The sequence below is a fragment of the Streptomyces dysideae genome (genome assembly GCF_001514305.1).
GTDB classification, from domain to species: domain Bacteria; phylum Actinomycetota; class Actinomycetes; order Streptomycetales; family Streptomycetaceae; genus Streptomyces; species Streptomyces dysideae.
In genome coordinates this window covers 165,018-189,125 of the sequence record NZ_KQ949082.1, presented here as the reverse complement: position 1 = coordinate 189,125, position 24,108 = coordinate 165,018, and the positions used below count along the sequence as shown (strand labels likewise).

General features: G+C 70.6%; 15 protein-coding genes and 2 pseudogenes. 10 read left to right on the top strand and 7 right to left on the bottom strand.

Going from position 1 to position 24,108, the window contains the following annotated elements; genetic code table 11:
• Positions 1-6 precede the first annotated feature (6 nt).
• Positions 7-888 carry a Cgl0159 family (beta/alpha)8-fold protein gene (locus AQJ91_RS15810; protein ID WP_067021446.1) on the bottom strand — a complete coding sequence of 294 codons (882 nt, stop codon included), beginning with the start codon at positions 886-888 and terminating at the stop codon, positions 7-9.
• Positions 885-1,835, bottom strand: a complete 951-nt coding sequence (iolC, locus tag AQJ91_RS15805; protein ID WP_067021444.1) for a 5-dehydro-2-deoxygluconokinase — start codon at positions 1,833-1,835, stop codon at positions 885-887. The genes AQJ91_RS15810 and iolC overlap by 4 nt, the downstream gene beginning before the upstream one ends.
• A gap of 124 nt (positions 1,836-1,959) precedes the next feature.
• On the opposite strand from iolC, the pseudogene AQJ91_RS49450 reads away from it, so the two are divergent.
• Positions 1,960-2,381, top strand: a pseudogene (locus tag AQJ91_RS49450) (sugar phosphate isomerase/epimerase family protein); the annotation flags it as partial.
• Positions 2,382-2,709: 328 nt separating this feature from the next.
• On the opposite strand, the gene AQJ91_RS15795 reads toward AQJ91_RS49450, so the two are convergent.
• Positions 2,710-3,867, bottom strand: coding sequence for an RNA-guided endonuclease InsQ/TnpB family protein (locus tag AQJ91_RS15795; RefSeq protein ID WP_234382313.1), 1,158 nt, complete (start codon positions 3,865-3,867; stop codon positions 2,710-2,712).
• Positions 3,868-4,366: 499 nt separating this feature from the next.
• On the opposite strand from AQJ91_RS15795, the gene AQJ91_RS15790 reads away from it, so the two are divergent.
• Positions 4,367-4,567: a helix-turn-helix transcriptional regulator gene (locus AQJ91_RS15790; RefSeq protein ID WP_067021441.1), complete on the top strand. Its 201-nt coding sequence runs from the start codon at positions 4,367-4,369 to the stop codon at positions 4,565-4,567.
• Positions 4,568-4,631: 64 nt separating this feature from the next.
• On the opposite strand, the gene AQJ91_RS15785 is transcribed toward AQJ91_RS15790, so the two are convergent.
• Positions 4,632-5,675, bottom strand: a complete 1,044-nt coding sequence (locus AQJ91_RS15785) for a zinc-dependent alcohol dehydrogenase family protein (protein WP_067021439.1) — start codon at positions 5,673-5,675, stop codon at positions 4,632-4,634.
• Between the two features lie 530 nt (positions 5,676-6,205).
• On the opposite strand from AQJ91_RS15785, the gene AQJ91_RS15775 reads away from it, so the two are divergent.
• Together AQJ91_RS15775 and AQJ91_RS15770 are read left to right on the top strand one after the other, a co-directional pair.
• Entirely contained in the window at positions 6,206-6,445 is a 240-nt protein-coding gene (locus AQJ91_RS15775; protein ID WP_067021436.1) for a heavy-metal-associated domain-containing protein, read from the top strand.
• A gap of 282 nt (positions 6,446-6,727) precedes the next feature.
• Positions 6,728-9,013, top strand: a complete 2,286-nt coding sequence (locus AQJ91_RS15770; RefSeq protein WP_067021432.1) for a heavy metal translocating P-type ATPase — start codon at positions 6,728-6,730, stop codon at positions 9,011-9,013.
• A 600-nt stretch (positions 9,014-9,613) separates the two neighbouring features.
• Here AQJ91_RS15770 and AQJ91_RS15765 read toward each other — a convergent pair.
• Entirely contained in the window at positions 9,614-10,903 is a 1,290-nt protein-coding gene (locus tag AQJ91_RS15765) for a citrate synthase (RefSeq protein WP_067021430.1), read from the bottom strand.
• Between the two features lie 230 nt (positions 10,904-11,133).
• A complete protein-coding gene (recD2, locus tag AQJ91_RS15760; protein ID WP_067021429.1) occupies positions 11,134-13,380 on the bottom strand; it encodes an SF1B family DNA helicase RecD2 in 2,247 nt (748 codons plus the stop codon).
• A gap of 282 nt (positions 13,381-13,662) precedes the next feature.
• On the opposite strand from recD2, the gene AQJ91_RS15755 reads away from it, so the two are divergent.
• Together AQJ91_RS15755 and rbsD are read left to right on the top strand one after the other, a co-directional pair.
• The gene (locus tag AQJ91_RS15755; protein WP_067021426.1) at positions 13,663-14,565 is read left to right on the top strand and encodes a ribokinase; all 903 of its coding nucleotides are present in this window, start codon (positions 13,663-13,665) and stop codon (positions 14,563-14,565) included.
• Positions 14,562-14,951 (top strand): annotated as a pseudogene (gene rbsD / locus AQJ91_RS15750) (D-ribose pyranase); the annotation flags it as partial. The gene AQJ91_RS15755 and the pseudogene rbsD, both read left to right, overlap by 4 nt.
• Before the next feature lie 187 nt (positions 14,952-15,138).
• Here rbsD and AQJ91_RS15745 read toward each other — a convergent pair.
• A complete protein-coding gene (locus AQJ91_RS15745) occupies positions 15,139-16,227 on the bottom strand; it encodes a TIR domain-containing protein (protein ID WP_067021424.1) in 1,089 nt (362 codons plus the stop codon).
• Between the two features lie 259 nt (positions 16,228-16,486).
• Between AQJ91_RS15745 and AQJ91_RS15740 the strand changes: the two genes are divergently transcribed.
• From AQJ91_RS15740 to AQJ91_RS15725, 4 genes are all read left to right on the top strand, one after another.
• The gene (locus AQJ91_RS15740; RefSeq protein ID WP_234382310.1) at positions 16,487-17,647 is read left to right on the top strand and encodes an FxsB family cyclophane-forming radical SAM/SPASM peptide maturase; all 1,161 of its coding nucleotides are present in this window, start codon (positions 16,487-16,489) and stop codon (positions 17,645-17,647) included.
• 220 nt (positions 17,648-17,867) lie between these two features.
• Positions 17,868-19,169, top strand: coding sequence for an FxsC protein (gene fsxC / locus AQJ91_RS15735; protein ID WP_159054570.1), 1,302 nt, complete (start codon positions 17,868-17,870; stop codon positions 19,167-19,169).
• A complete protein-coding gene (fxsT, locus tag AQJ91_RS15730; RefSeq protein ID WP_159054569.1) occupies positions 19,166-23,080 on the top strand; it encodes an FxSxx-COOH system tetratricopeptide repeat protein in 3,915 nt (1,304 codons plus the stop codon). The genes fsxC and fxsT overlap by 4 nt, the downstream gene beginning before the upstream one ends.
• Positions 23,073-24,095 carry a hypothetical protein gene (locus tag AQJ91_RS15725; RefSeq protein ID WP_159054568.1) on the top strand — a complete coding sequence of 341 codons (1,023 nt, stop codon included), beginning with the start codon at positions 23,073-23,075 and terminating at the stop codon, positions 24,093-24,095. The genes fxsT and AQJ91_RS15725 overlap by 8 nt, the downstream gene beginning before the upstream one ends.
• Positions 24,096-24,108 lie beyond the last annotated feature (13 nt).

Sequence of the window (24,108 nt, the reverse complement as noted above, 5' to 3'; positions counted from 1 at the left end):
CGGCCCTCACAGCAGTCCTACGGCGGTGTCCACGGCGGCGGCCACATCGCCGTCCGCCGGGTAGAGCAGCGAGCGGCCCACCACCAGGCCGCGCACGGTGGGGAGTTGGAGGGCGCCGCGCCACTTCTCGTACGCGCCGTCCTGATCGTCGCCCACCTCGCCGCCCAGCAGGACGGCGGGGAGGGTGGACGTCGCCATGACCTCGGCCATGTCGTCGGGGTTGTCGGTGACGGGGACCTTCAGCCAGGTGTAGGCGGAGGTGCCGCCCAGGCCGGAGGCGATGGCGATGGACCTGGTGACGGCCTCGGCGGAGAGGTCGTTCTTCACCTTGCCCTCGGCGGTGCGGCGGCTGATGAACGGCTCGACGAAGACGGGGAGTCGGCGGGCGGCCATGTCGTCGATGGCGCGGGCCGTGGACTCCAGGGTGGTCAGGGAGCCCGGGTCGTCGTAGTCGATACGCAGGAGCAGCTTGCCCGCGTCGAAGCGGAGGCGCTCGATGTCCTCGGCGCGGTGGCCGGTGAAGCGGTCGTCGAGTTCGAAGCTGGCGCCCTGGAGGCCGCCGCGGTTCATGGAGCCCATGACGATCTTGCCGTCGAGGGCGCCGAGCAGCAGCAGGTCGTCGAGGATGTCGGCGGTGGCGAGGACGCCGTCGACGCCGGGGCGGGAGAGCGCAAGGCAGAGGCGTTCGAGCAGGTCGGCGCGGTTGGCCATGGCGAGCTTGCGGTCGCCGACGCCGAGCGCGCCGCGGGCCGGGTGGTCGGCGGCGACGATCATCAGCCGGTCGTTGTCACCCAGCAGCGGCCGGCGGACGCGCCGGGCGGCGGCCTCGGCGATCGCCTCGGGGTGCCGGGTGCGCAGGCGGACGAGTTCCGCGATGTCGACGGTCACTTCACGGCTCCCGCGGTCAGCGCGGCTTCGATCTCGTCCGGCGTGGGCATCGCGGAGGAGCACTCCAGACGGGAGGCGACGATGGCACCGGCGGCGTTTCCGTGCCGCATGATCGTCTCCAGGTCCCAGCCTTCGAGGAGGCCGTTGCAGAGGGAGCCGCCGAAGGCGTCACCGGCGCCGAGGCCGTTGAGGACGGTCACGGGGAGGGGCGGGACCTCGGCCCGGTCGCCCTTGCTGTTGACTGCGAGGACGCCCTTGGGGCCCTGCTTGACGACCGCGATCTCGACACCGGCGTCCAGGAGGGCCTGGGCGGCGGCCTCGGGTTCGCGGACGCCGGTGGCGACCTCCACCTCGTCGAGGTTGCCGACGGCGACGGTGGTGTGGCGGAGGGCTTCTTCGTAGAACGGGCGGGCTTCGGACTGGTCCTGCCAGAACATGGGGCGCCAGTCGAGGTCGAAGACCGTCGTGCCCGACTTGGCGCGGTGGGCGAGGGCCGCCAGCGTCGCCGTGCGGCTGGGCTCCTCGCTCAGGCCGGTGCCGGTCATCCAGAAGATGCGGGCGTCCCGGATGGCGTCGAGGTCGAGCTCGTGGGCGTCGATCTCCAGGTCGGGGGCCTTGGGCTGCCGGTAGAAGTACAGCGGGAAGTCGTCCGGCGGGAAGACCTCGCAGAACGTGACCGGCGTGGGCAGGCCCGGGACCGGGGTGACCCAGCGGTCGTCGACGCCGAAGCCCTGGAGGGCCTCGTGCAGGTAGGTGCCGAACGGGTCGTCGCCGGTGCGCGTGATCACCGCCGTACGCCGGCCCAGGCGGGCGGCGGCGACCGCGACGTTCGTCGCCGAGCCGCCGAGGAACTTGCCGAAGGTCGTCACCAGCGGCAGCGGGACCCCGGTCTGCAGCGGATAGAGATCCACTCCGATCCGCCCCATGGTGATCAGGTCGTACGCCATCGGCTTCCCTTCGTATCGGCTCACCCCGGTTTCTAGTCCGGCGCAAGCGGCCCTGTCAATGTTTTGTCCAGACATTCGGACCAGGTATTGACAGCGCTTGCTGTGCGATCAGAAGCTGACCGGCATGACGTCGTTGTCACCACAGCCCCCAGTTTCCGGTATGTCCCGTATCCGTGTCGGATCGGCGCCCGACTCCTGGGGCGTCTGGTTCCCCGACGACCCTGCGCAGGTCCCCTGGCAGCGGTTCCTCGACGAGGTCGCGCAGTCCCTCTGACGCCGGAGCGGTGGCGGAGCCTCACCTCGCCGACGGAGCGTCTGGGGCGTGAGGTGCGGGAGCGGTACGGGTTGCAGATCGTCGTCCATCCGCATGCCGACACGCGTATCGACCGTGAGGAGAACGCCCGGTTCCTGGACGGGACGCACTCCGGGCTGGTGTCGCTCTGCCTGGACACGGGGCGCTACGCGTACTGCGGTGGGGACAGCGTCAAGCTGATCGAGACGTACGGTGAGCGGATCGGGTATCTGCATGTCAACTACCCGGTGCCAAGGCAGCGCCAAGGCGTCGGGCTTGCGCAACGGGCGTCACTGGCGGTGACACTGCGTTTGCGTTCAGCCCTGGTCCGGCGGTGTTGCCGGGGCGTGGCAGGGGCCGTTGACTGGGCCCCGCGTCGCCACAACTCCCAGGCGCGAGCCCGGCTGTTGGCCGATGTGCGGGCCAGGAAGACGCCGTTCGGGCCGGCCGTGGCTCAGGATGTCACCTTCTCGGCCGTGAACGGCCGAGCTTGTGTACTCGGTCGTTCACACCTTGTCGCGCTCCCGACTGCCCCCTACGACAGGACGGTCACGGGTCGCATCTCTCCACGGTCCAGCCTGTTCAGGCCGGTGCGGGGACGGGTGCGGTGACGAACACCCACGCCGAGCGCGCGCGGTTGCGCACGTTGACGCCGGCGACGTGGTCGGCAGGCCCAGCGAGGCCGCACCGACGACAGGAGAAACGGTGTCGCTCGGGCCGGTTGGCCCGCTCGGTGTGCCCGCAGCGCGGGCAGCGCTGCGAGGTGTACGCCGGATCCACCTCCACAAACGGCACCCCGGCCCGGCGGGCCTTGTAGGCGAGGTGCTGTCCGAGCTGGTGGAACGGCCAGGTAGACAAGGTGCCCCGCTGGTCGCGGCGAAGCCGTACCCGGTCGCGGATCCCGTCGAGCTGCTCGACGGCAATCCCACGACCGGTGCGTTGCGCGACGGACACAATCTCCTTCGAAATCCGGTGGTTCACATGGGTGGCATGGCGATGCTCCTTCTTCGCCCGGCGGGCCAGGCGGCGGGTGGCCGAACGGCTCTGCCTTGCCTGGAGTTCGGCGCGTTTGCGGGCCTGCCAGCGCCGGTAGCGGTTCAGCCGACGGCCCTGGTGGTTGGTGCCGTCGCTGGTGGTGGCGAGGTTGACGATGCCGCGGTCCACACCGATCCAGTCGGCCGGCTCGTACACCTCGGGATCGGGAATGTCGCAGGTCGCGATCAGGAACCACTTCCCGTCCCGCTGGACCAGGTCGGACTCGCCCTTGCGGTACTCAGCCAGCGTCTTGAGCTGGTCCGGCGAGCCGGTGTAGCGGATGCCGCGCATCCGCCCGTCCACCGTCCAGATCGACACCGTGCGCGCGTCCATCTGCCAGGACAGGCACCGGTCGTCGAACGGCTGCGCCGCGTCGGGCCGGAAAGTGACCGGCGAGCCGATGGCCTTGCGGTACCGCCTCGCCCCCGGAGCGCCCAGCCGCCCGGCTTTCAGGCTCGCCGCGAGCGCGCCGTAAGCGTCCACGACCTTCTTCACCACCCGCACCGCGGGCTGTGCCGACAGCCCGAACGTGGCCTTGATGTCCGCGTAGACCAGTTTCTGCAGGCCGTTGCGGTCCGTCACGCCCGTCTCGAAGGCGGTCCGGGAGACGTGGGCGGCGACCCGGTTGCAGGCGCGCAGGGTCGCCTCCAGCGCCGCCGCCTGCTCCGGCGACGGCAACAGCTTCATTTGCACCACCAGCTTCACGGCCCCAAACGTAGGCAGCGCATCGCACACCCGGGCGGACTTCGCACGCATTCACCCACACTCGCGACCATCCAGCATGCGCGTGCGAATTCCCCGGCTCCGCCGGACAGCAATGCGGGCACTCCGTGCCCGGCCATGGGACACGGTAGACGCTCCGCGTCACCGGTTCGAGAAGCGATTCCTCCCCGGCGTGAACGCCGGGGCATCCTCGCAAGAATCAGGTGAACCGCCCCGACTCGCGGCTGGGAGCGGGCTGTGTCAACGCGCCGCGCCCTTGCGCCCGCGTGTACCTTTGCAGCGGCTCTGTCACAAACGCACCCTTCGTGTCACGTGTGTGACGTGTACGCGGGTCTTGCGTCACACCCGGTGCACAGGCCCTGCCCTTCTCTCGGTCGGTGTCGTTCACGGGGCACAGGCATTGTGATCGCCAGCGCAGCGCCCGGTACCCCCGACGGCCGTCCTCGGTCGCCGCCGCGGTGCGCGCAGGGAGGTGCACCTCATGACCGACCGAAGGCTCTGGTCCTATAAGGAGATCGCGGCGCACATCCACGTGCAGCCCGACACCGTGCGGTCCTACCGCAAGCACGGGCTGCTGCCGCCGCCCGACCATGTGGAGGGCGGCAAGCCCTTCTGGTACCCCGACACCGTCCGTGCCTGGGTGGCGTCCAGGCCCGGCAATCGCGGCCGCAGAATGGACTGACCTCCCGGAAGCGAACCTGTGCCCCACCTGTCGGGTGGGGCACAGGCGTCTCATCGGGTCCCCCTCAGCTCCACGGCTCGATGACGGTGACCCCCGCGCCCGGTGCCGTTCCCATCGCCGTCAGCGCTTCCGGTACCGCGTCCAGCGGGATCGTGGACGTGACCAGCAGGTCGGGCCTCAGCATGCCCGCGCGGACCAGTTCCAGCATCGGCGGGTAGGTGTGCGCGGCCATGCCGTGGCTGCCCAGCAGTTCCAGTTCCAGGGCGATCGCGCGGGCCATGGGGACGGGAGTCGTGCCGTCCGGTGAGGGCAGCAGGCCGACCTGGACATGGCGGCCGCGGCGGCGCAGGGAGTTGACCGAGGCCGCGCAGGTGACGGGGGAGCCGAGGGCGTCCAAGGAGAGGTGGGCGCCGCCGTTGCCGAGGGCGCGGACCGCGGCCGCCGTGTTGTCCGTGCCCGACGCGTCCACGCACTCGACCGCACCGAACTTCCGCGCCAGATCCAGCGCCCCCGGCGAGACGTCCACCGCCACGACCCTGGCCCCGGACGCCGCCGCGATCATCACCGCCGACAGGCCGACCCCGCCGCAGCCGTGCACCGCGACCCACTCCCCCGCCGCGACCCGGCCCTGCTGCACCACCGCCCGGAACGCCGTCGCGAACCGACAGCCCAGCGAGGCCGCCGTCGCGAACGACATCTCGTCGGGCACGGCGACGAGGTTCACATCGGCGTGGTCCAGGGCGACGTACTGGGCGAAGGAGCCCCAGTGGGTGAAGCCGGGCTGGGTCTGCCGCTCGCACACCTGCTGATCGCCGGCCACGCAGGCCGCACAGGTCCCGCAGGCGCACACGAACGGCACGGTGACCCGGTCGCCGGGGCGCCAGCCGGTCACCCGGGCGCCCACCGCCTCGACCACACCGGCGAGTTCATGGCCCGGGACGTGCGGCAGCGTGATGTCCGGGTCGTGGCCCTGCCAGCCGTGCCAGTCGCTGCGGCACAGTCCGGTGGCCTCGACGCGGACCACCACCCCGTGCTCCGCGGGCTCCGGGTCCACCACGTCCCGCACCTCGGTCGGCTCCCCGAACCGCTCGAACACCACCGCGCGCATCCGCTCACCCTCGCCTTCCGTCCGCGGAGATCATCCTTACCGGCGGAACGCTAACCGTGTACCGCCGCCTTGTCCCGGTCCTCCGCCTCCTCGGCAGAACGAACACCGCGAGCAGCGCCGCCGTCGAGCGGCCCGGCGAACGCCCGCCCGGCACTAGCGCCACGGCGATGACCGGCCCGAACTCCCCCACCGCCTCAACCACCGTCATCACCGAGCCGACCGGAGCGCCCACCCCCGGCCTCGCGCCACACCGAGGAGACCGTGCCGAGTACGCCCGAGCAGGCCAGGATGCCCAGCAGGGTGCATCTGCCATGAAGTGCGCATAACTCAGCTACGTCAACCCGGCACCAGTACGAGGAGACTTGCCGTCATAACCGGCGACTCCCTGGTGCTCGTGGCCTGCGGGGTGTGGGTGTACGAGCGGCGCGGTCGCGACCCTTCTTGGAGAAATACCCCGTAGGGGTATAGCGTGGAGAGTGTGGGCCCCTCGTGGACCCCGTACGTCCCACGCGCCTCGACGAGGAGAACAGATGACCGCCCAGACCGACACCACGGGTTCCGTCACCGCTGTCTACAAGGTGAGCGGCATGAGCTGTGGCCACTGCGAGGGGGCCGTCTCCGGCGAGATCTCGGAGATCCCCGGCGTCAGCTCGGTGAAGGCCGTCGCCACGGCCGGTGAGGTCACCGTCGTGTCCGCCTCCCCGCTGGACGAGGAGGCCGTCCGCGCCGCCGTCGACGAGGCGGGCTTCGAGCTGGTCGGCAAGGCCTGAACCACAGCTCTCCGCACCGGGCCGTGCCGACCGGACGACACTAGGGGGTGTTTCGAAAGTCCCGCACAGCACCCACGGCGCCCGGCACGCTCCCCCACTGCCTTAAGGGCGTGGGAGGTGCCCCCCACTCGCCGCACCGGCCAAAAGCCCAAGTACGTCCAGTACGAGGGCTTTCGTCCGGCGCGCCGAGAGCACGCACCGGACACCGCGGGCACCGCACAGGACTTTCGAAACACCCCCTAGTCGCGTACGGCCCGGTCCGCTCTCTGGAGTACGGACGACATGACCAGCACCACCGCCGAGCCCCCGATAGCCGCGCCGCACCAGGTCGAACTGCTCATCGGCGGGATGACCTGCGCCTCCTGCGCGGCCCGTGTCGAGAAGAAGCTCAACCGCCTGGACGGCGTCACCGCCACGGTGAACTACGCCACGGAGAAGGCGAAGGTCAGCTACCCCGCGGGCATCGAGGTCGCCGACCTCATCGCCACCGTGGTGAAGACGGGGTACACGGCCGAGGAGCCCACTCCCCCGGAGCCTGAATCTCAGGAGACACCCGAAGACCCCGAGCCGGCCTCCTACCGCCGGCGGTTCACCGTCTCCGCGCTCCTCGCCGCCCCCGTCATCCTGCTGTCCATGATCCCGGGCCTCCAGTTCGACAACTGGCAGTGGCTCGCGCTCACCCTCGCCTCGCCGGTCGTCGTCTGGGGCGGCCTGCCCTTCCACCGGGCCGCGGTCACCAACGCCCGCCATGGCGCGGCGACCATGGACACGCTGATCTCGATGGGCACGCTGGCCGCGTTCACCTGGTCGCTGTGGGCGCTGTTCTTCGGCGACGCGGGCATGACGGGGATGCGGGACAGCTTCGAGTTCACGGTCGCGCGCGTGGACGGCTCCGCGCAGATCTATCTCGAAGTGGCCTCAGGCGTCGTCACGTTCATCCTGCTCGGCCGCTATCTGGAGGCCCGCTCCAAGCGGCGCGCGGGCGCCGCGCTGCGGGCGCTGATGGAGCTGGGCGCCAAGGACGTCTCCGTGCTGCGATACGAGGGGGGCGAGCGCGAAGCGCTCTCGGTTGAGGGCGGTGGTGGGAGACGGGCGGGCGGGCGCGAGGTGCGGATCCCGGTGGACCGGCTGGCCGTCGGGGACCGGTTCGTCGTACGGCCGGGCGAGAAGATCGCCACCGACGGCACCGTCGTCGAGGGCGCCTCCGCGGTCGACGCGTCCATGCTGACCGGCGAGTCCGTGCCGGTGGACGTCACGGTCGGCGACGCGGTCACCGGCGCCACAGTCAACGCCGGGGGCCGGCTGGTCGTCGAGGCGACCAGGGTCGGCGCCGACACGCAGCTCGCGCGGATGGCGAAGCTGGTCGAGGAGGCGCAGAACGGCAAGGCCGAGGTACAGCGGCTGGCCGACCGGATCTCCGGGGTGTTCGTGCCGGCGGTCATCGTCCTCTCGGTCGTGACCTTCGGGGTGTGGCTCGGGGCGGCCGGGGACACGGCGGCCGCGTTCACCGCGGCCGTCGCGGTACTGATCATCGCCTGCCCGTGCGCCCTCGGGCTCGCCACGCCCACCGCCCTGATGGTCGGCACCGGCCGCGGGGCCCAGCTCGGCATCCTCATCAAGGGCCCCGAGGTGCTGGAGTCCACCCGCCGCGTCGACACCGTCGTACTGGACAAGACCGGAACGGTCACCACCGGACGCATGACCCTCCAGGACGTCTACGCCGCCGAGGGCACCGACGAACAGCTGCTGCTGCGGCTCGCGGGCGCCGTCGAGCACGCCTCCGAGCACCCCGTCGCGCGGGCGGTCGCCGCGGGCGCAGAGGAGCGGGTCGGGCGGCTGCCGGAGGTCGAGGCCTTCGAGAACGTCCCCGGGCGGGGCGTACGCGGGCGCGTGGAGGGCCGTGACGTGGCCGTGGGGCGCCTCTACGACGACGTACCCACCGAGGTCGCCCGGGCCAGGGAGAAGGCCGAGAGGGACGGGCGTACGGCCGTGGTGGTCGGCTGGGACGGCATGGCACGCGGTGTCGTCGCCGTCGCGGACGCCGTCAAGGAGACCAGCGCCGAGGCGGTGCGCGAACTGCGCGCGCTCGGGCTCACGCCGGTCCTGCTCACCGGGGACAACCGGGCGGTCGCCGAGGCGGTGGCGCAGACCGTCGGGATCGAGCAGGTGATCGCGGAGGTCCTGCCCGAGGACAAGGTCGACGCCGTACGGCGGCTGCAGGCCGAGGGGCGGACCGTCGCCATGGTCGGCGACGGCGTCAACGACGCGGCCGCCCTGGCCACCGCCGATCTGGGCCTGGCCATGGGCACCGGGACGGACGCGGCGATGGAGGCCGGCGATCTGACGCTGGTGCGCGGCGATCTGCGGGTGGCCGCGGACGCGATCCGGCTGTCCCGCCGGACGCTCGCCACGATCAAGGGCAACCTCGTGTGGGCGTTCGGCTACAACGTGGCCGCGCTGCCGCTGGCCGCCGCCGGGCTGCTGAACCCGATGATCGCGGGGGCGGCGATGGCGTTCTCGTCGGTGTTCGTGGTGACGAACAGCCTCCGGCTGCGGACGTTCCGCTGAGTTCAGGGCGGTGGTTCGCCGAACTAGGGCCCAAGGTCCCTCTAGAGTCCTGCGCCACCCTCACATAAGCTCTTCACAAGGCTCGCGCATCTTCCTTACGCTTGGGTCCTGTCAGGCATATCCGGGCCCTTGCGTATCTAACGGACAAATGCAAGAGACGCAGATCACAGTGATGTGAACGTAACCATCGAAGGGGTTCGAAGGTCTAAGTTGACGATGTCAGGCAGCGTCTTGGGGGGCGCTTACTGGCATCTGAGGATGTCTTGGGGGACTTCCTCAGAGATGCGTTGCCGGGGCACGCACTTCGGGAAGCTTTGAGCGGCCCTCCCGTCCGTGCGATGTCCCGGCAGATCGCACACAGGAGTAGTACGAGCAGTTTTGCTCGTTCTGCTCAACGGCAGTACCGAGCAGTACCGAGCAGTACCGCAAGACAGCGATTCAGGCGCTGGTTCTCACAGACGCCCGGCCGGATCCCGTGGGGGGAATCCGCACCGGGACATGGGAAGGCGCCCTGGACGTCGGCCCGTGGGGGGACCGAACGCCAGGGCGCCTTCCGCTTTTGCAGCTGTACGCCGGACAGGCCCTAAGCGCCTGCGGCGATCAACGCTCCTCGACCGGAACGAAGTCGCGCAGCTCGATGCCCGTGTAGATCTGGCGCGGGCGGCCGATGCGGGAGCCGGGCTCCTTGATCATCTCGTGCCACTGGGCGATCCAGCCCGGGAGGCGGCCGAGGGCGAACAGGACCGTGAACATCTCGGTCGGGAAGCCCATGGCCCGGTAGATCAGGCCGGTGTAGAAGTCGACGTTCGGGTAGAGGCTGCGCGAGACGAAGTAGTCGTCGGAGAGCGCGTGCTCCTCCAGCTTCAGCGCGATGTCCAGCAGCTCGTCGGACTTGCCGAGAGCCGAGAGGACGTCGTGCGCCGCCGCCTTGATGATCTTGGCGCGCGGGTCGAAGTTCTTGTAGACCCGGTGGCCGAAGCCCATCAGCCGGACGCCGTCCTCCTTGTTCTTCACCTTGCGGATGAAGGAGTCGACGTCGCCGCCGGCGTCCCGGATGCCCTCGAGCATCTCCAGCACCGACTGGTTGGCGCCGCCGTGCAGCGGGCCCCAAAGGGCGTTGATGCCGGCGGAGATCGAGGCGAACATGTTCGCCTGCGAGGAGCCGACCAGACGCACGGTGGAGGTCGAACAGTTCTGCTCGTGGTCCGCGTGCAGGATGAGCAGCTTGTCGAGCGCGGCGACGACGGTCGGGTCGAGGTCGTACTCCTGCGCGGGGACCGAGAAGGTCATGCGGAGGAAGTTCTCGACGTAACCGAGGTCGTTGCGCGGGTAGACGAACGGGTGGCCGATCGACTTCTTGTACGCGTACGCCGCGATCGTCGGCAGCTTGGCGAGCAGCCGGATCGTGGAGAGGTTGCGCTGGCGCTCGTCGAACGGGTTGTGGCTGTCCTGGTAGAACGTGGACAGCGCGGAGACGACCGACGACAGCATGGCCATCGGGTGGGCGTCGCGCGGGAAGCCCTTGTAGAAGTTCTTGACGTCCTCGTGCAGCAGGGTGTGCTGCGTGATGTCGTTCCTGAAGGAGGAGAGCTCGTCGACGGTCGGAAGCTCGCCGTTGATCAGCAGGTAAGCGACCTCCAGAAAGGTGGAGCGCTCGGCCAGCTGCTCGATCGGGTAGCCGCGATACCGGAGGATGCCCTGCTCGCCGTCGAGGTACGTGACGGCGGATTTATAGGCGGCGGTGTTCCCGTAACCGCTGTCCAGCGTCACCAGACCGCTCTGGGCGCGGAGCTTGCCGATGTCGAAGCCCTTGTCGCCGACGGTGCTGTCAATCACCGGGTAGGTGTACTCGCCGTCGCCGTACCGCAGTACTACAGAGTTGTCGCTCACGTCTTCCCTCACCGACGTTGTGCCTCATCTTCGAGGTTGCCCTGACTGTCTCTAACCATCCCCCATTTGGCGCAGAAGAGTGCACTCGGGGTCGGCCATTGGGGCCATTGGCGGCACTCAGTGCCGCCAACCAGCTCATCCTGCCCCTTCTGTTCCCCCTCGGGAAGAGCTCTGTGACCTTTCCGACTCGTTTGATCGATCATTTTTGTGCCGCCTCACGATCTTCGAGGTCAGGAGCCGGAGAGCCGGAAGTCCAGGGCCGTGCACCGGCGTCCGGCGGACACCGTGCGCACCGCCTGGCCGATCGCCTTGCGTGAACCGACGAGGACGACCAGCCTCTTGGCCCGGGTGACCGCCGTGTACAGCAGGTTCCGCTGCAGCATCATCCAGGCGCTCGTGGTGACCGGGATCACCACGGCGGGATATTCACTTCCCTGTGAACGGTGGATCGTCACCGCGTAGGCGTGGGCCAGTTCGTCCAGTTCGTCGAATTCGTACGGCACCTCCTCGTCCTCGTCCGTCAGCACCGTGAGGCGCTGGTCGACCGGGTCGAGCGAGGTGACCACGCCCACGGTGCCGTTGAAGACTCCGTTCTTGCCCTTCTCGTAATTGTTGCGGATCTGGGTGACCTTGTCGCCGACGCGGAAGACCCGGCCGCCGAACCGCTTCTCGGCGAGGTCGGGGCGGCCGGGCGTGATGGCCTGCTGGAGCAGGCCGTTGAGGGTGCCGGCGCCGGCGGGGCCGCGGTGCATGGGGGCCAGGACCTGGACGTCCCGGCGCGGGTCGAGCCCGAACCTGGCCGGAATCCGGCGGGCCGCCACGTCGACGGTGAGCCGGCCGACCTCCTCCGTGTCGTCCTCGACGAAGAGGAAGAAGTCCTTCATGCCGTCGGTGACCGGATGCTGCCCGGAGTTGATCCGGTGCGCGTTGGTGACCACCCCCGACTGCTGGGCCTGGCGGAACACGCGCGTGAGCCGCACCGCCGGGACCGGACCGCCGTCGGCCAGCAGGTCGCGCAGCACCTCCCCGGCGCCGACGCTGGGCAGCTGGTCGACGTCCCCGACGAACAGCAGATGGGCGCCCGGCGGTACGGCCTTGACCAGCTTGTTGGCGAGCAGCAGGTCCAGCATCGACGCCTCGTCGACCACCACCAGGTCGGCGTCCAGCGGGCGGTCCCTGTCGTACGCCGCGTCGCCGCCGGGCTTCAGCTCCAGGAGGCGGTGGACGGTGGAGGCGTCGGCGCCGGTGAGCTCGGCGAGGCGCTTGGCGGCGCGGCCGGTGGGGGCGGCGAGCACGACCTTGGCCTTCTTGGCGCGGGCCAGCTCCACGACCGAGCGGACCGTGAAGGACTTGCCGCAGCCGGGGCCGCCGGTGAGGACGGCGACCTTCTCGGTGAGCGCCAGCCGGACGGCGGCCTCCTGCTCGGGGGCCAGGTCCACGCCCGTACGGCCCTTCAGCCAGCCCAGCGCCTTGTCCCAGGCCACGTCGCGGAAACCGGGCATCCGGTCCTCGTCGGTGCGCAGGAGGCGCAACAGCTGGGCGGAGAGGGAGAGTTCGGCGCGGTGGAAGGGGACGAGGTAGATCGCGGTGACCGGCTCGCCGTGCTCACCGGGCACCTTCTCCCGTACGACACCGGGTTCGCCGGAGTCGGTGTCGTACGGCTGGGCCAGCTCGGCCAGGCACTCGATGACCAGGCCGGTGTCGACCTGGAGCAGCTTGACCGCGTCGGCGATCAGCCGTTCCTCGGGCAGATAGCAGTGGCCCTGGTCGGTGGACTGCGACAGGGCGTACTGCAGGCCCGCCTTGACGCGCTCCGGGCTGTCGTGCGGGATGCCGACGGACTGGGCGATCTTGTCGGCGGTGAGGAAGCCGATGCCCCAGACGTCGGACGCCAGCCGGTAGGGCTGGTTCTTCACGACGGAGATGGAGGCGTCGCCGTACTTCTTGTAGATGCGGACCGCGATCGACGTGGACACCTCGACGGTCTGGAGGAAGAGCATGACCTCCTTGATCGCCTTCTGCTCCTCCCAGGCGTCGGCGATCTTCCTGGTCCGCTTGGGGCCGAGGCCGGGGACCTCGATGAGCCGCTTGGGCTCCTCCTCGATGATCTTCAGGGTGTCCAGGCCGAAGTGCTGGGTGATGCGGTCGGCGAAGACCGGGCCGATGCCCTTGACCAGGCCGGAGCCGAGATAGCGGCGGATGCCCTGGACGGTGGCCGGCAGGAGCGTCGTGTAGTTCTCGACCGTGAACTGCTTGCCGTACTGCGGGTGCGAGCCCCAGCGGCCCTCCATGCGCAGGGACTCGCCGACCTGGGCGCCGAGCAGCGCGCCCACGACCGTGAGCAGGTCGCCGGCGCCTCTGCCGGTGTCGACGCGGGCGACCGTGTAGCCGTTCTCCTCGTTGGCGTAGGTGATCCGCTCCAGGACGCCTTCGAGCACGGCAAGGTGCCGGTCTGCGCTCCCCGTTGGTTGGGCCATGATCCGACGTTACCGCCCGGCGCCGACAGCCGCGGCGACGACCGGCGCGGTCCGTGGACGGAGCGAGCCAAGGATCAGCCTTGAATTCCATCGATGGTTGCGAAGGCCCAGGAAGGAGACCGTTCGGATGCCGCGACCAGTCCAGGTCGCCGTTCGCGCCGAGTTCGTCAAGCACTCGGTAGTGTGCGGACGTGACGGGCGGCTGACATCGGGGAACGGGCGGGCGGTCACGACGGCCGCCCGCCGCACGGCCTACGGGTCGCTGACCAGGGGAGCAACTCCATGTACGACTACGACCTCCTGGTCGTAGGGTCGGCCAACGCCGACCTGGTGATCGGCGTCGAGCGCCGGCCGGGGGCCGGGGAGACGGTGCTCGGCTCCGACCTGGCCGTCCACCCGGGCGGCAAGGGCGCGAACCAGGCGGTCGCCGCCGCCCGGCTCGGCGCCCGTACGGCCCTGCTGGCCCGGGTCGGCGACGACGCGCACGGCCGGCTGCTGCTGGACTCGCAGCGGGCGGCCGGTGTCGACACGGTGGGCGTGCTGGTCGGCGGTGCGCCGACCGGGGTCGCACTGATCACGGTGGACCCGTCCGGGGACAACAGCATCGTGGTGTCGCCGGGCGCGAACGGCCGGCTGACCCCGGAGGACGTCCGGGCAGCCGCGAGCCTCTTCCAGGCCTCGCGGGTGGTCTCCGCCCAGCTGGAGATCCCGCTGGAGACGGTCGTGGAGGTCGTACGCGGTCTCGCGGACGGCAGCCGCTTCGTCCTGAACCCGTCGCCGCCGCGTCCGCTGCCCGCCGAGGTGCTGGCGGCCTGCGACCCGCTGATCGTGAACGAGCACGAGGCGAAGGTGATCCTCGGCGACGCGTGCGTGAGCGAGGAACCGGCGGACTGGGCGCGGCTCCTGCTGGCGAAGGGCCCGCAGTCGGTGGTCGTCACGCTGGGCGCGGAGGGTGCGCTGGTGGCGTCCTCGGAGGGTGTCGCGCGGGTCCCGTCCGTGAAGGTGACGGCGGTGGACACGACCGGCGCCGGTGACGCGTTCACGGCGGCGCTGGCCTGGCAGCTCGGGACGGGCGCCGGTCTGGCGGAGGCGGCGGCCCATGCGGCCCGGGTCGGCGCGGCCGCCGTCACGAAGGAGGGCGCGCAGGTGTCCTTCCCGACGGCGGACGAGGTGGCGGCCCTGTGAAGAAGGCCGGAATCCTCAACCGTCATCTCTCCGGCGCCCTCGCCGAGCTGGGCCACGGCGACGGGGTGCTGGTCTGTGACGCGGGCATGCCGATACCGGACGGTCCCCGGGTCGTGGACCTCGCCTTCCGTGCCGGGGTGCCGTCCTTCGCCGAGGTGCTGGACGGGCTGCTGGCCGAGCTGGTGGTGGCGGGCGCGACCGCGGCGACGGAGGTACGGGACGCGAACCCGGCGGCTTCCGTGCTGCTGGACGGGCGCTTCCCCGACGGCCTGACACTGGTGTCGCACGAGAAGCTCAAGGAGCTGTCGGCGGGGGCGCGGCTGGTCGTACGGACGGGCGAGGCGCGGCCGTACGCGAATGTGTTGCTGAGCTGCGGGGTCTTCTTCCAGGCACCCGGCATGTTTCGAGGGGGCCCGGTCGATCGACCGGGCCCCCTCGGGTTTCCCTCCCCATATCAGAACCCCCGCGATCCCCCCAGATCCCTCCCCCAGAAGTCCCGATGCCAAGTACGACCCGCGAGGTACGGGGAGGGTTGTACGGCATCCCAAGATTTTTTTCCGCCCGCGCCGGCCGTCACTCTTCGTCGCCCTTGAGGTAGCCCAGGAGGAGGTCCAGCCTGCCCTTCCCGGTCTCGGGGTCGATCGGGTACCACGACACGGAGCCGCTGCCCGGGAAGCGGGGCAGGTCCTCCACGTCGTGCTCGGGGAAGACGACGCGCAGGACGCGCAGGTGCCAGGTTTCGCGGTGTTCGTACGCGTAGTCCCAGATGTAGCCGCCCTCCCACGCCACGCCCTTGCCCACCGCGCTGCGCCGCTCCCGGTGCTCGGCCCGGAGCCGGTACGCCGGTGAGGCGATCACGATGATGAAGTCCGCCTCCTCGCACTGGCGTTGCATCCATCGCGACCAGTTCTGGGGCCGGCGCTCGGCGTCCTGGTCCAGGATCGGTTCCACTCCGTTGCGGCGCAGGAGGTTCGCGAAGGCGGCGACCCGCGCCCCGTGGCCGGGGTTGTTCTCCTCGTCCTGGGCGTACGAGATGAACACCCGGGGCCGGGGCCGTACCGACGGTGTCTCCTTCCTCGGCTTCGGCACCCTCACCACGGCGACCTTCGGGAACGCCGGCGGCAGGTCGGGCCGGTCGTCCTCGGGCAGCGGGGGCAGGTCCGCCGCGTGGCCCTTGCAGACACCGGCCGCTATCTCGCGCACGGCCCGGCAGTACGGCTCCGACTCGGGGCCCATACCCGGCGCCCGGGCGACTCCGTAGAGGCCTGTCTCGGCGTACTGGTCGACCACGGCGGCGCCTATCACGGGGGCCATGGGCAGTCCGGGCGGCGGCGGTTCCACCGGCTGCCAGCGGACGAGCACCCGCGTCGGGGCGTCGGCGGGGCAGGACAGGCCCGTCTGGTTCAGGCGGTGCTGGAAGAGCGCCCAGTCCCGGCCGCAGCCGGGGTCCGCGTAGTACTGCGGGGAACAGAGGGCGACCAGGACGCGGGCCTCGGCGACGAGTGCCCGGCGGGCCTCGCGCGTCAGTTCGGCGGTGCACTTCTCCGCGTGGACGGGCCGCCGCAACTGACCGGCCACTTCCGTGGCCAGATCCTGATGGAACCGTGCCGCATACATCAGGTTTTCCTCGGCCGCGAAACTCGTGACGAAGTCGATCGCCATGGGCACCCCCTTTCACTCCCCTTTGCCCAGCGGCGCCGAAGTCACGCCGAAAGGGTCCCGAACGTTGGCCAGTTGATGCCTCACCGCACACGAATCACCCTGCGTACGGTAAACGGGGGGACGAACGGGGGCAGCAGTGGAGAGGTCTCGGAACCAGCGGGCACCGGTCGGCCGGACGGCGGTCGCGCACGCTCCACAGGGGCCGACTTGGGGCGACTCCTCACCCCCTTCGGTGCATTGGCCAAAGCCTCGGATTTCCGTGACCTCCGACGGCACGACCACACTGACGGCATTCGACCAATTCATCGTCAAGCTGCACAGCAGATGCAATCTCGCGTGTGACTACTGCTACGTCTACGAATTGCGGGACACCGGATGGCGGTCGCGCCCGCGGACGATGCCCCCGGCGGTCCGGGACCGGCTCGTCGGGCGGATCGCCGAGCATGTGCGCCGGCACCGGCTGCGCCGCATCCGGGTGATCCTGCACGGCGGTGAACCGCTTCTCGCCGGCCCGGAGGTGATCAGCGGTTTCGCCGCGTCGGTCCGCCGGGCGGCGGGCGCGGCGGGCGCCGAGGTGCACCTCGCCCTGCAGACCAACGGAACCCTCCTCACGGACGCCGTACTGGACGCCCTGCTGCGGCACGGCATCCAGGTCGGGGTCAGCCTCGACGGCGACCAGGAGACCCACGACCGGCACCGGGGCCGACCCGGGCCGGGCAGTGGCGCCCGGACCGGCAGCCACGCACAGGTGGCCGCCGCGCTCGCCCGGCTCGCGGCACCGCGCTACCGCGGCCTCTTCGGCGGCCTGCTGTGCACGGTCGACCCGGCCGCCGCCCCGGAGCGGACCTACGACGCCCTACTGGCGCACCGCCCGCCGGCCGTCGACTTCCTTCTGCCGCACGGGACTTGGGACACTCCGCCGGCCGGCGCGAGCGGCACGGAGGCGCCGTACGGGGAGTGGCTCCGCACGGTCTTCGACCGGTGGTGGTCGGACGGCCGGCCGGTGCGGATCCGGCTGTTCGAGTCGATCATCGCCCTGAGCCCGTACGGCCCGTACCGCCCGTACGGGACGGGCGGCAGCGCCGAGCTGCTCGGCACGCTGCCCGCCGCGGCCGTGGTGGTCCAGGCGGACGGCGCCGTGACCTGGACGGAGTCCCTGAACGCGGTCGCGGACGGCGCCGCCCACACCGGCACGGACATATTCAGCCATTCCTTCGACGCGGTGCTGGCGCTGCCCGGCGCCCCCCGGCACGGCGTCGGCTCGCTGAGCGCGGAGTGCCGGCGCTGCCCCCTGGTCGCCGTGTGCGGCGGCGGCCTGCGAGCCCACCGCTTCGGACAGGGACATTTCGACAATCCGTCGGTGTACTGTCTGGACCTCTCTCTGCTCATCCGGCACATCAAAAGCCGGGTGGGCCCATGAGGGGACCGGTGGAACGCACGCCCGAAATCAGCGCCCCGATCAGCACAAATGTCCGGCATATTGCGCCACTTCAGAGGGACCCGAGAAGATGTCGTTGTTTCAAAGCGGCTTCGCGCAGGGCAAAAATGCCTATGATAGACGTGAATTGGCACCGTTGCGCACGCTCGGACCGACCAATGAGTTCGGGAGGCTGGTCCCTTGGGGGGTTGCTGTGGGGCCGTTGTTCTACACCAGTTACGCCAGTTCGACCGGTGACAGAGGACCGGTCCAGCGGTTCCACTTCGATGTCCAGAACGAGATCTACAACGTGCTGGGCCGCCACCCCACCACCGAGGGCCGGCTCAAGCACGCGGAACCCGCGCCCGGACCGGATCCCGCTGTCCTCGACTGCCGCTCCCTGCTGGTGCTCTACTCGGCCGACTACCTGAACGACGAACAGTGCGCCACGGAGTGGTCCGTCTTCCGCGAGCGCATGGACCGCAGACTGTGGCAGACCGGCGAACCGGCCGACTCCCTGGTCGGCGTGCTGTGGCGGGCCGAGTCCCTGGTGCTGCCCCGCGCGGTGGCCAACACCGGCCAACTGCTGGACGACTTCGGCGAGGGGTACCAGGGCCCGGGCGTCCTGGGCATGCAGCGCGACCCCGGCCTGCGGGAGCGCTACCGGACGCTCGTGCGGCGCGTCGCCGAGCGGCTGACGCGGGCCGGGAAGACTCCGCTGGCCGCCATGGACGCGGCCGAGAGCCGCACCGTGGAGCCGTACTTCGGCCCCACCCGGGTCCCGGCGCAGGAGCAGCGCCCGGACCGGCCGACACCCGCGGCCGATCAGGCGCCACGGGCCGGTGAGCGGCACGTCCTGCTGGTCCTGGTCGCCGGCACCCGGTCCCGTATGGAACGGCTGCGCGAGTCCGTCGACGCCTATGGGGAGACGCCCGAGGAGTGGCGCCCCTTTCGCCCGTACAGCGAGGAGCCGGCCTCCGCCACCGCCAGCTGGGCCGCGCACGCCTGCGGCATCGACCGGCTGACCGTCGTCACCCACGACGGCAGCGACCCGGACTCACTGGCACAGGCCGACGCGTCGGCCGTCGTGCTGGTGCTGGTCGATCCGTGGATGACGGGGGATCCCGGCTTCCCGGTGCTGTGGGAGCGGCTGGCGCGGTGCGGGGCGCGGGTCGCGGCCGTCGTGGTGGTGCTGCCCCGGCTGGACGAGGAGAGCCGGCTGGCCGCGTCCCGGCTGCGGGAGGCGCTGTCGCGCACCCCGGCCCGGCTGCTGGGCGCCTCGCACCACGAGGTGGGGTCGCCGGAGTCACTGACACACACCGTGGCCGCCGTGATGGCCGACTCGTTCGCGGACGCCAGAGAGGAGGACCCTCCCTGGGGCACGACGGATGAGCTGCCCCTGGAGGACCCGGCGGAGCGGCTCATCCGCAGACGGCGCGAGCGCGCCGGCTGGCTCAAACGAGGCAGGGGGCCCTGGCCTCCCTTGTTCAGCGGGACACCCAGAGAGTCATGGGGCGGGGGATGAGCGGTACCAGTCGTCCGGCGAAGATCATCACGTTCTATTCGTTCAAGGGGGGCGCGGGACGCACCATGGCGATGGCGAACATCGCCTGGATCATGGCCAGTCAGGGGAAATCGGTCCTGGTCGTCGACTGGGATCTGGAGGCTCCCGGGCTGCACCTCTACTACGCCAAGTACATTCCGATCGCCGACCTGAGCTACGGCGCCGGGATACTCGACATGTTCACCGCCTTCGCGGACGCCGCCAACAGCGACGAGGCGCTCTCCGAGGAGACGCTGCGCGGGCTGCACGACGTGCACACCAACTTCGAGCGCTACTCCGTCGACGTCCACCATCCGTTCCCGCAGGGCGGCAAGCTGCACTACATCGGTCCCGGCCGCATGGACGGGGGCTACGCCAGTCGGCTGCACGGCTTCGACTGGGGCACGTTCCAGACCAGCGACGACGGCCGGGAGTTCCTGGCGGCGCTGCGGGACCGGATGCACGGCAGCGACTACGACTACATCCTCATCGACAGCCGTACCGGGTTCTCCGAGGGCGCGGGCATCTGCACCCTCGCGCTGCCCGACACCGTGGTCATCGGCCTCGCCATGAACCGGCAGGCGATCGAGGGCGCCCGGGAGATCGCCGAGCGGATCACGAGCCAGCACAGAGCCATCGATCTGCACATCGTGCCGATGCGCGTCGACATCTCCGAGAAGCTGCGCCTGGACCGCACCCTGGCCGACGCCCGCGCCGCCCTCGACCCGTTCCTCGGCGTCACCGGCGAGGACGCCCTGGACGCGTACTGGGGCGAGGTGCAGATCCCCTACCGGGCCTACTTCGCCTACGGCGAGGAACTCGCGGTGATGGTGGAGAACCCCCGCCAGACGCACACCGTGCTCGCGGGCTATGTGAAGGCCGCCCACCGGATCACCGACGGCACCGTCAACGGGTTCGAACCGGTGCCGAAGCAGCTGGTGGAGGAGTACCGGGACTGGCAGTTCCGCTTCGAGCGGCCCGCCGACCGCCTCACGATGACGATCCTGAACGCGCCGGACGACCAGATGTGGGCCGACTGGATCACCGCCCAGCTGGCACCGGCCGGCGTCGACGTGGTGCAGCCGCAGCCCGACGACAAACGCCTGGAGGACTCCCTCCCCGACACCGACTACGTCGTCGCGCTGCTCACCCCGCGGCTGCCGGGCACCCCGGCCGGACGCGCGATCGAACGCCTGACGGTGGCGCCCACGGGCACCGCACCGCGGCAGAAGTTCGTGGGCCTGCGGGTCAGCACGGCCCGGCTCGCCCCGCACTACGACCTGCCGGACGCGGCAAGCCTCGCCGGCCTTGACGAACTCACCGCGCACCGGGTCCTGCTGTCCCGGTTCAGCCTGAGCGACAGCGCCGACACCCGGTTCGTCCCCGGGCACGGGCCGCGCTTCCCCGGCCGCCAGCCGGACGTGTGGTCGCTGCCCATGCGCAACGCCCGCTTCATCGGCCGGGCCCGCCAACTACGGGAGATCCAGCAGGGGTTCGGCTTCTCCATGGCCGACCACACCGCGCCGCGCGTGCTGTACGGCATGAAGGGCGCCGGCAAACGCCAGGTCGCCCTGGAGTACGCGCACCGCTTCGCCTCCCAGTACGACCTGGTGTGGTGGGTCCCCGCGACCAGCCCGGACGGCATCCAGGCCTCGCTCAGGGAGCTCGCCCGGGCGATCAACGCGCACTCCGGCGGAGCCCGTTCGGGAGACGACCTGCCCGCCCTGCGGGAGGAACTGCGGCTGGGCCGGCACTGTCCCCGCTGGCTGCTCGTCTTCGACGGCGCGGACGGCCACGAGACCGTCGAGCCGTTCCTGCCGGGCGGCGGCACCGGCCATGTGCTGATCACCTCGCTCAACTCCCAGTGGCCGGCCGAGTACGAGACCCAGCAGGTGGAACAGTTCACCCGTGAGGAGAGCCTGCTCCTCCTCGGCAAGGGCATCTCCGGAGCCGACGACAGCGCACTGGACCGGCTCGCGGACCGGGTCGGCGACCTGCCGCTGCTGCTGCGGGCGGCCGTGGCCGGACTGAGCGCCTACCCCGAGCGGATCGACGACTACATCCAGCTCCTGGACAGCCGGGAGGCCGACGCACGCGAGGAGGTCCTGCCCGGGTACGGGTCGATCGACGCGGTCTACCAGCTGGCCTTCGACAAGCTGCGCCGGCAGTCCGTGGCCGCGGCCCGGCTGCTGGAGCTGTGCGCCTTCCTGTCCCCGGACGGCGTGGGCATGAACGTCATCCAGTCGCCCGCGATGCTGCGGCTGCTCTCCCAGCTGGACGAACGCCTGCGGGACTCCCTGCGGCTGCGCAGGGTGATGAACCGGCTCGTCGAGCAGGAGCTGGCCGCGGTGGACCACAAGACCCGCAAGCTCAAGGTGCACCGGGTCGTGCAGGACCTGGTCCGCGGCTGGATGACCCCCGAGGAGCGGGAACGCACCCGCGCCGAGGTGCTGGGCGTCCTGGCCTCCATGGTGCCGATGGACCTCGAACGGCACGAGAGCCGGCACCAGGAGGACTTCGCCGAACTCGACCGGCACGTCCTCGCGTGCGGCGCGCTGGACAGCGCCGACCCGGAGGTGCACCGCTGGCTGGTCAGCCAGGTCTACCACCGCTGGTTCTCCGGCCGGTGGACCGCGGCCCGGGAGCTCGGCGAGCTCGTCCTCGACCGGTGGCGGCCGGCGCTCGGCCCCGACGACACCATGGTGCTGCGCATGGAGACACAGGTCTCCGCCGCCTGCCGGCTGCTCGGCCGGTACAAGGCCGCCCTGGAACTGTCCTCGCACGCCGTCCGGATCCAGCGCGAGCGCGACAGCCAGGACACGTACACCCTGCTGGCGGCCCGCGGCTACGCGGCCGACCTGCGGGCCACCGGCCGCTTCCAGGAGGCGTACGACGAGGACAAGCGGACCTACTCCGGGCTGGTCAACGCGATCGGCCGGGAGCACAACGGCACGCTGGAGGCCTCGGGCAACCTCGCGGTGTCCCGGTTCTACATGGAGACCATCGAGGCCGCCGTGGACCAGGACCGCAACACCTACGTGGCGCGCAGGCGGCTGTTCGGCGAGGACGACCACCGGCCCTGGATGTCGTACGCCGCGCTCGGCACCTACTTCCGGGAACTGGGCGAACTGGCCGACTCCGAGCTGTATCTGACCCGGGCCTGGCAGCGGCTGCTGGAGCTGGTGGGCCCGGACGACTACCACTACCTCCGGGCGCTGGCCAGCCTGGGCATGACCATGGTGCGCAAGGGCGAGGCACAGCAGGGCCTGAAGCGGCTGCAGGACGCCTACAAGGGCTTCGAGAACCAGTGGGGCGTACGCCATCCGCGCACCATGGCCTGCGAGCTGTCCATCGCGATCGGCCTGCACGCGGCCGGGCGGACGGGCGACGCGGCGGTCCGCACCCGGGAGGTCTTCGACCGCTACGTCGAGGTGTTCGGGCCCAAGCACCCCTTCACCAGCATCTGCCGCAGCAACCTCGCGCTGTACCTGCTGGGCGTCGAGGACCACGACCCGGCCCTCGCCCACGCGCGGACGGCCGCCTCCGAGCTCGGAGCGGTGTTCGGGTACGAGCACCGCTACACGCTCGTCGCGCGCATGAACCTGAACAACTGCATGGACGCGCTGGGCCTGCAGAGCGGCACCCGGGCGGCCGAGGACAACGGCATCCACGAGAGCTGCGCCCAGCCCTTCGCGTGGGGCGACGCCCATCCGGTGACCCTGACCGCGCTGGCGAACCTGGTGGCCTCGCGCCCGGATGACTCCGCCGCCCTGCGGGCAAGACTCCAGCACAAGGTCCCCGAATGTTTCACAGAAGGACACCGGCTCGGGGCGGCACTGCTGGCCGAGCCGTACCACAGGGTCGGCGCTGATCTGGAGGTGCAGGATGTCTGACCCCTCGGGCGCCACCGCGACGGGCAGCGTGCGATATCCGGACGGGGAGACTCCACAGATGGCCGAACTAGGGTTAAAACTAAGCCAGTTGCTCCACTCGGAGGGCCTGGCGCATTTGGTGCTCTACGACCGCGACATACCGAAGGTCGTCCTCGACGCCGACGCTCCGCCGGGCGCGGAGAAAACGGCGTTTTCACCACAGTCGCGCGCCCATGAACGCGCCGGGCGCCAGCTTTACTACATTCTCGAGGAACTCGCGCCGGATTTCGCGGAGTTGCGCACCGGCGCACTTATCCGCACCGTTTTACGCGTCCCCGAAGGCGCCGTTCTCTATTACCTCGTCGAACCGGGATTCCATCTCTACGGCGCCACCGCCGCCCTGAACCGGCTGAATGAGCTGGACACCAGGATGGCGGAATGCGTCAACCGCCTGCGGACCGATGTACGGTACAGCCCGCTCAATTACGGCGCCTGGTTCGGCGACGACGTCTGGACCGGGAAACCGGCCGCCGAGGACTTCCCGCCGCCCGCGGACACCCCACGGGCGAGCACCACCGAGCCCGCCGACCCGTCCGGCGCCTACGTCTTCGGGGACGTGACCGACGCCGCCCGCATACCGGCCGGCACCGAGGAGATCCTGCGGGCGGCGCTCGACGTGGACGGGCTGCACTACGTCGCCTACTACACCGACCCGGCCTCCCTGTGCACCGCGGACCTCTTCAACCACCCCGTCCTCGGGCGTTACTTCATGGCCCGCTCCCCGGACCAGCGGCGGGACAAGTACGGCCGGATGGGCCGGCTGCTGCCCGGCATCACCCGCCGGATGAACATGTCCCTGCGGACGGTCCTGCGCGGCGAGGTCCTCCAGGTGGTCCTCGACGTGGAGCAGGGCGCCGTGTACTTCCACACGCTGCCCGGCGGGCGTTTCCTCGTGGGCGTCACCCTCGACCAGGCGAGGGTGACCGAGGCCGACCACCGCGTCGTGCGGCTCGGACGCGAACTGACGGGCGACTGACCACCCGCCGCTG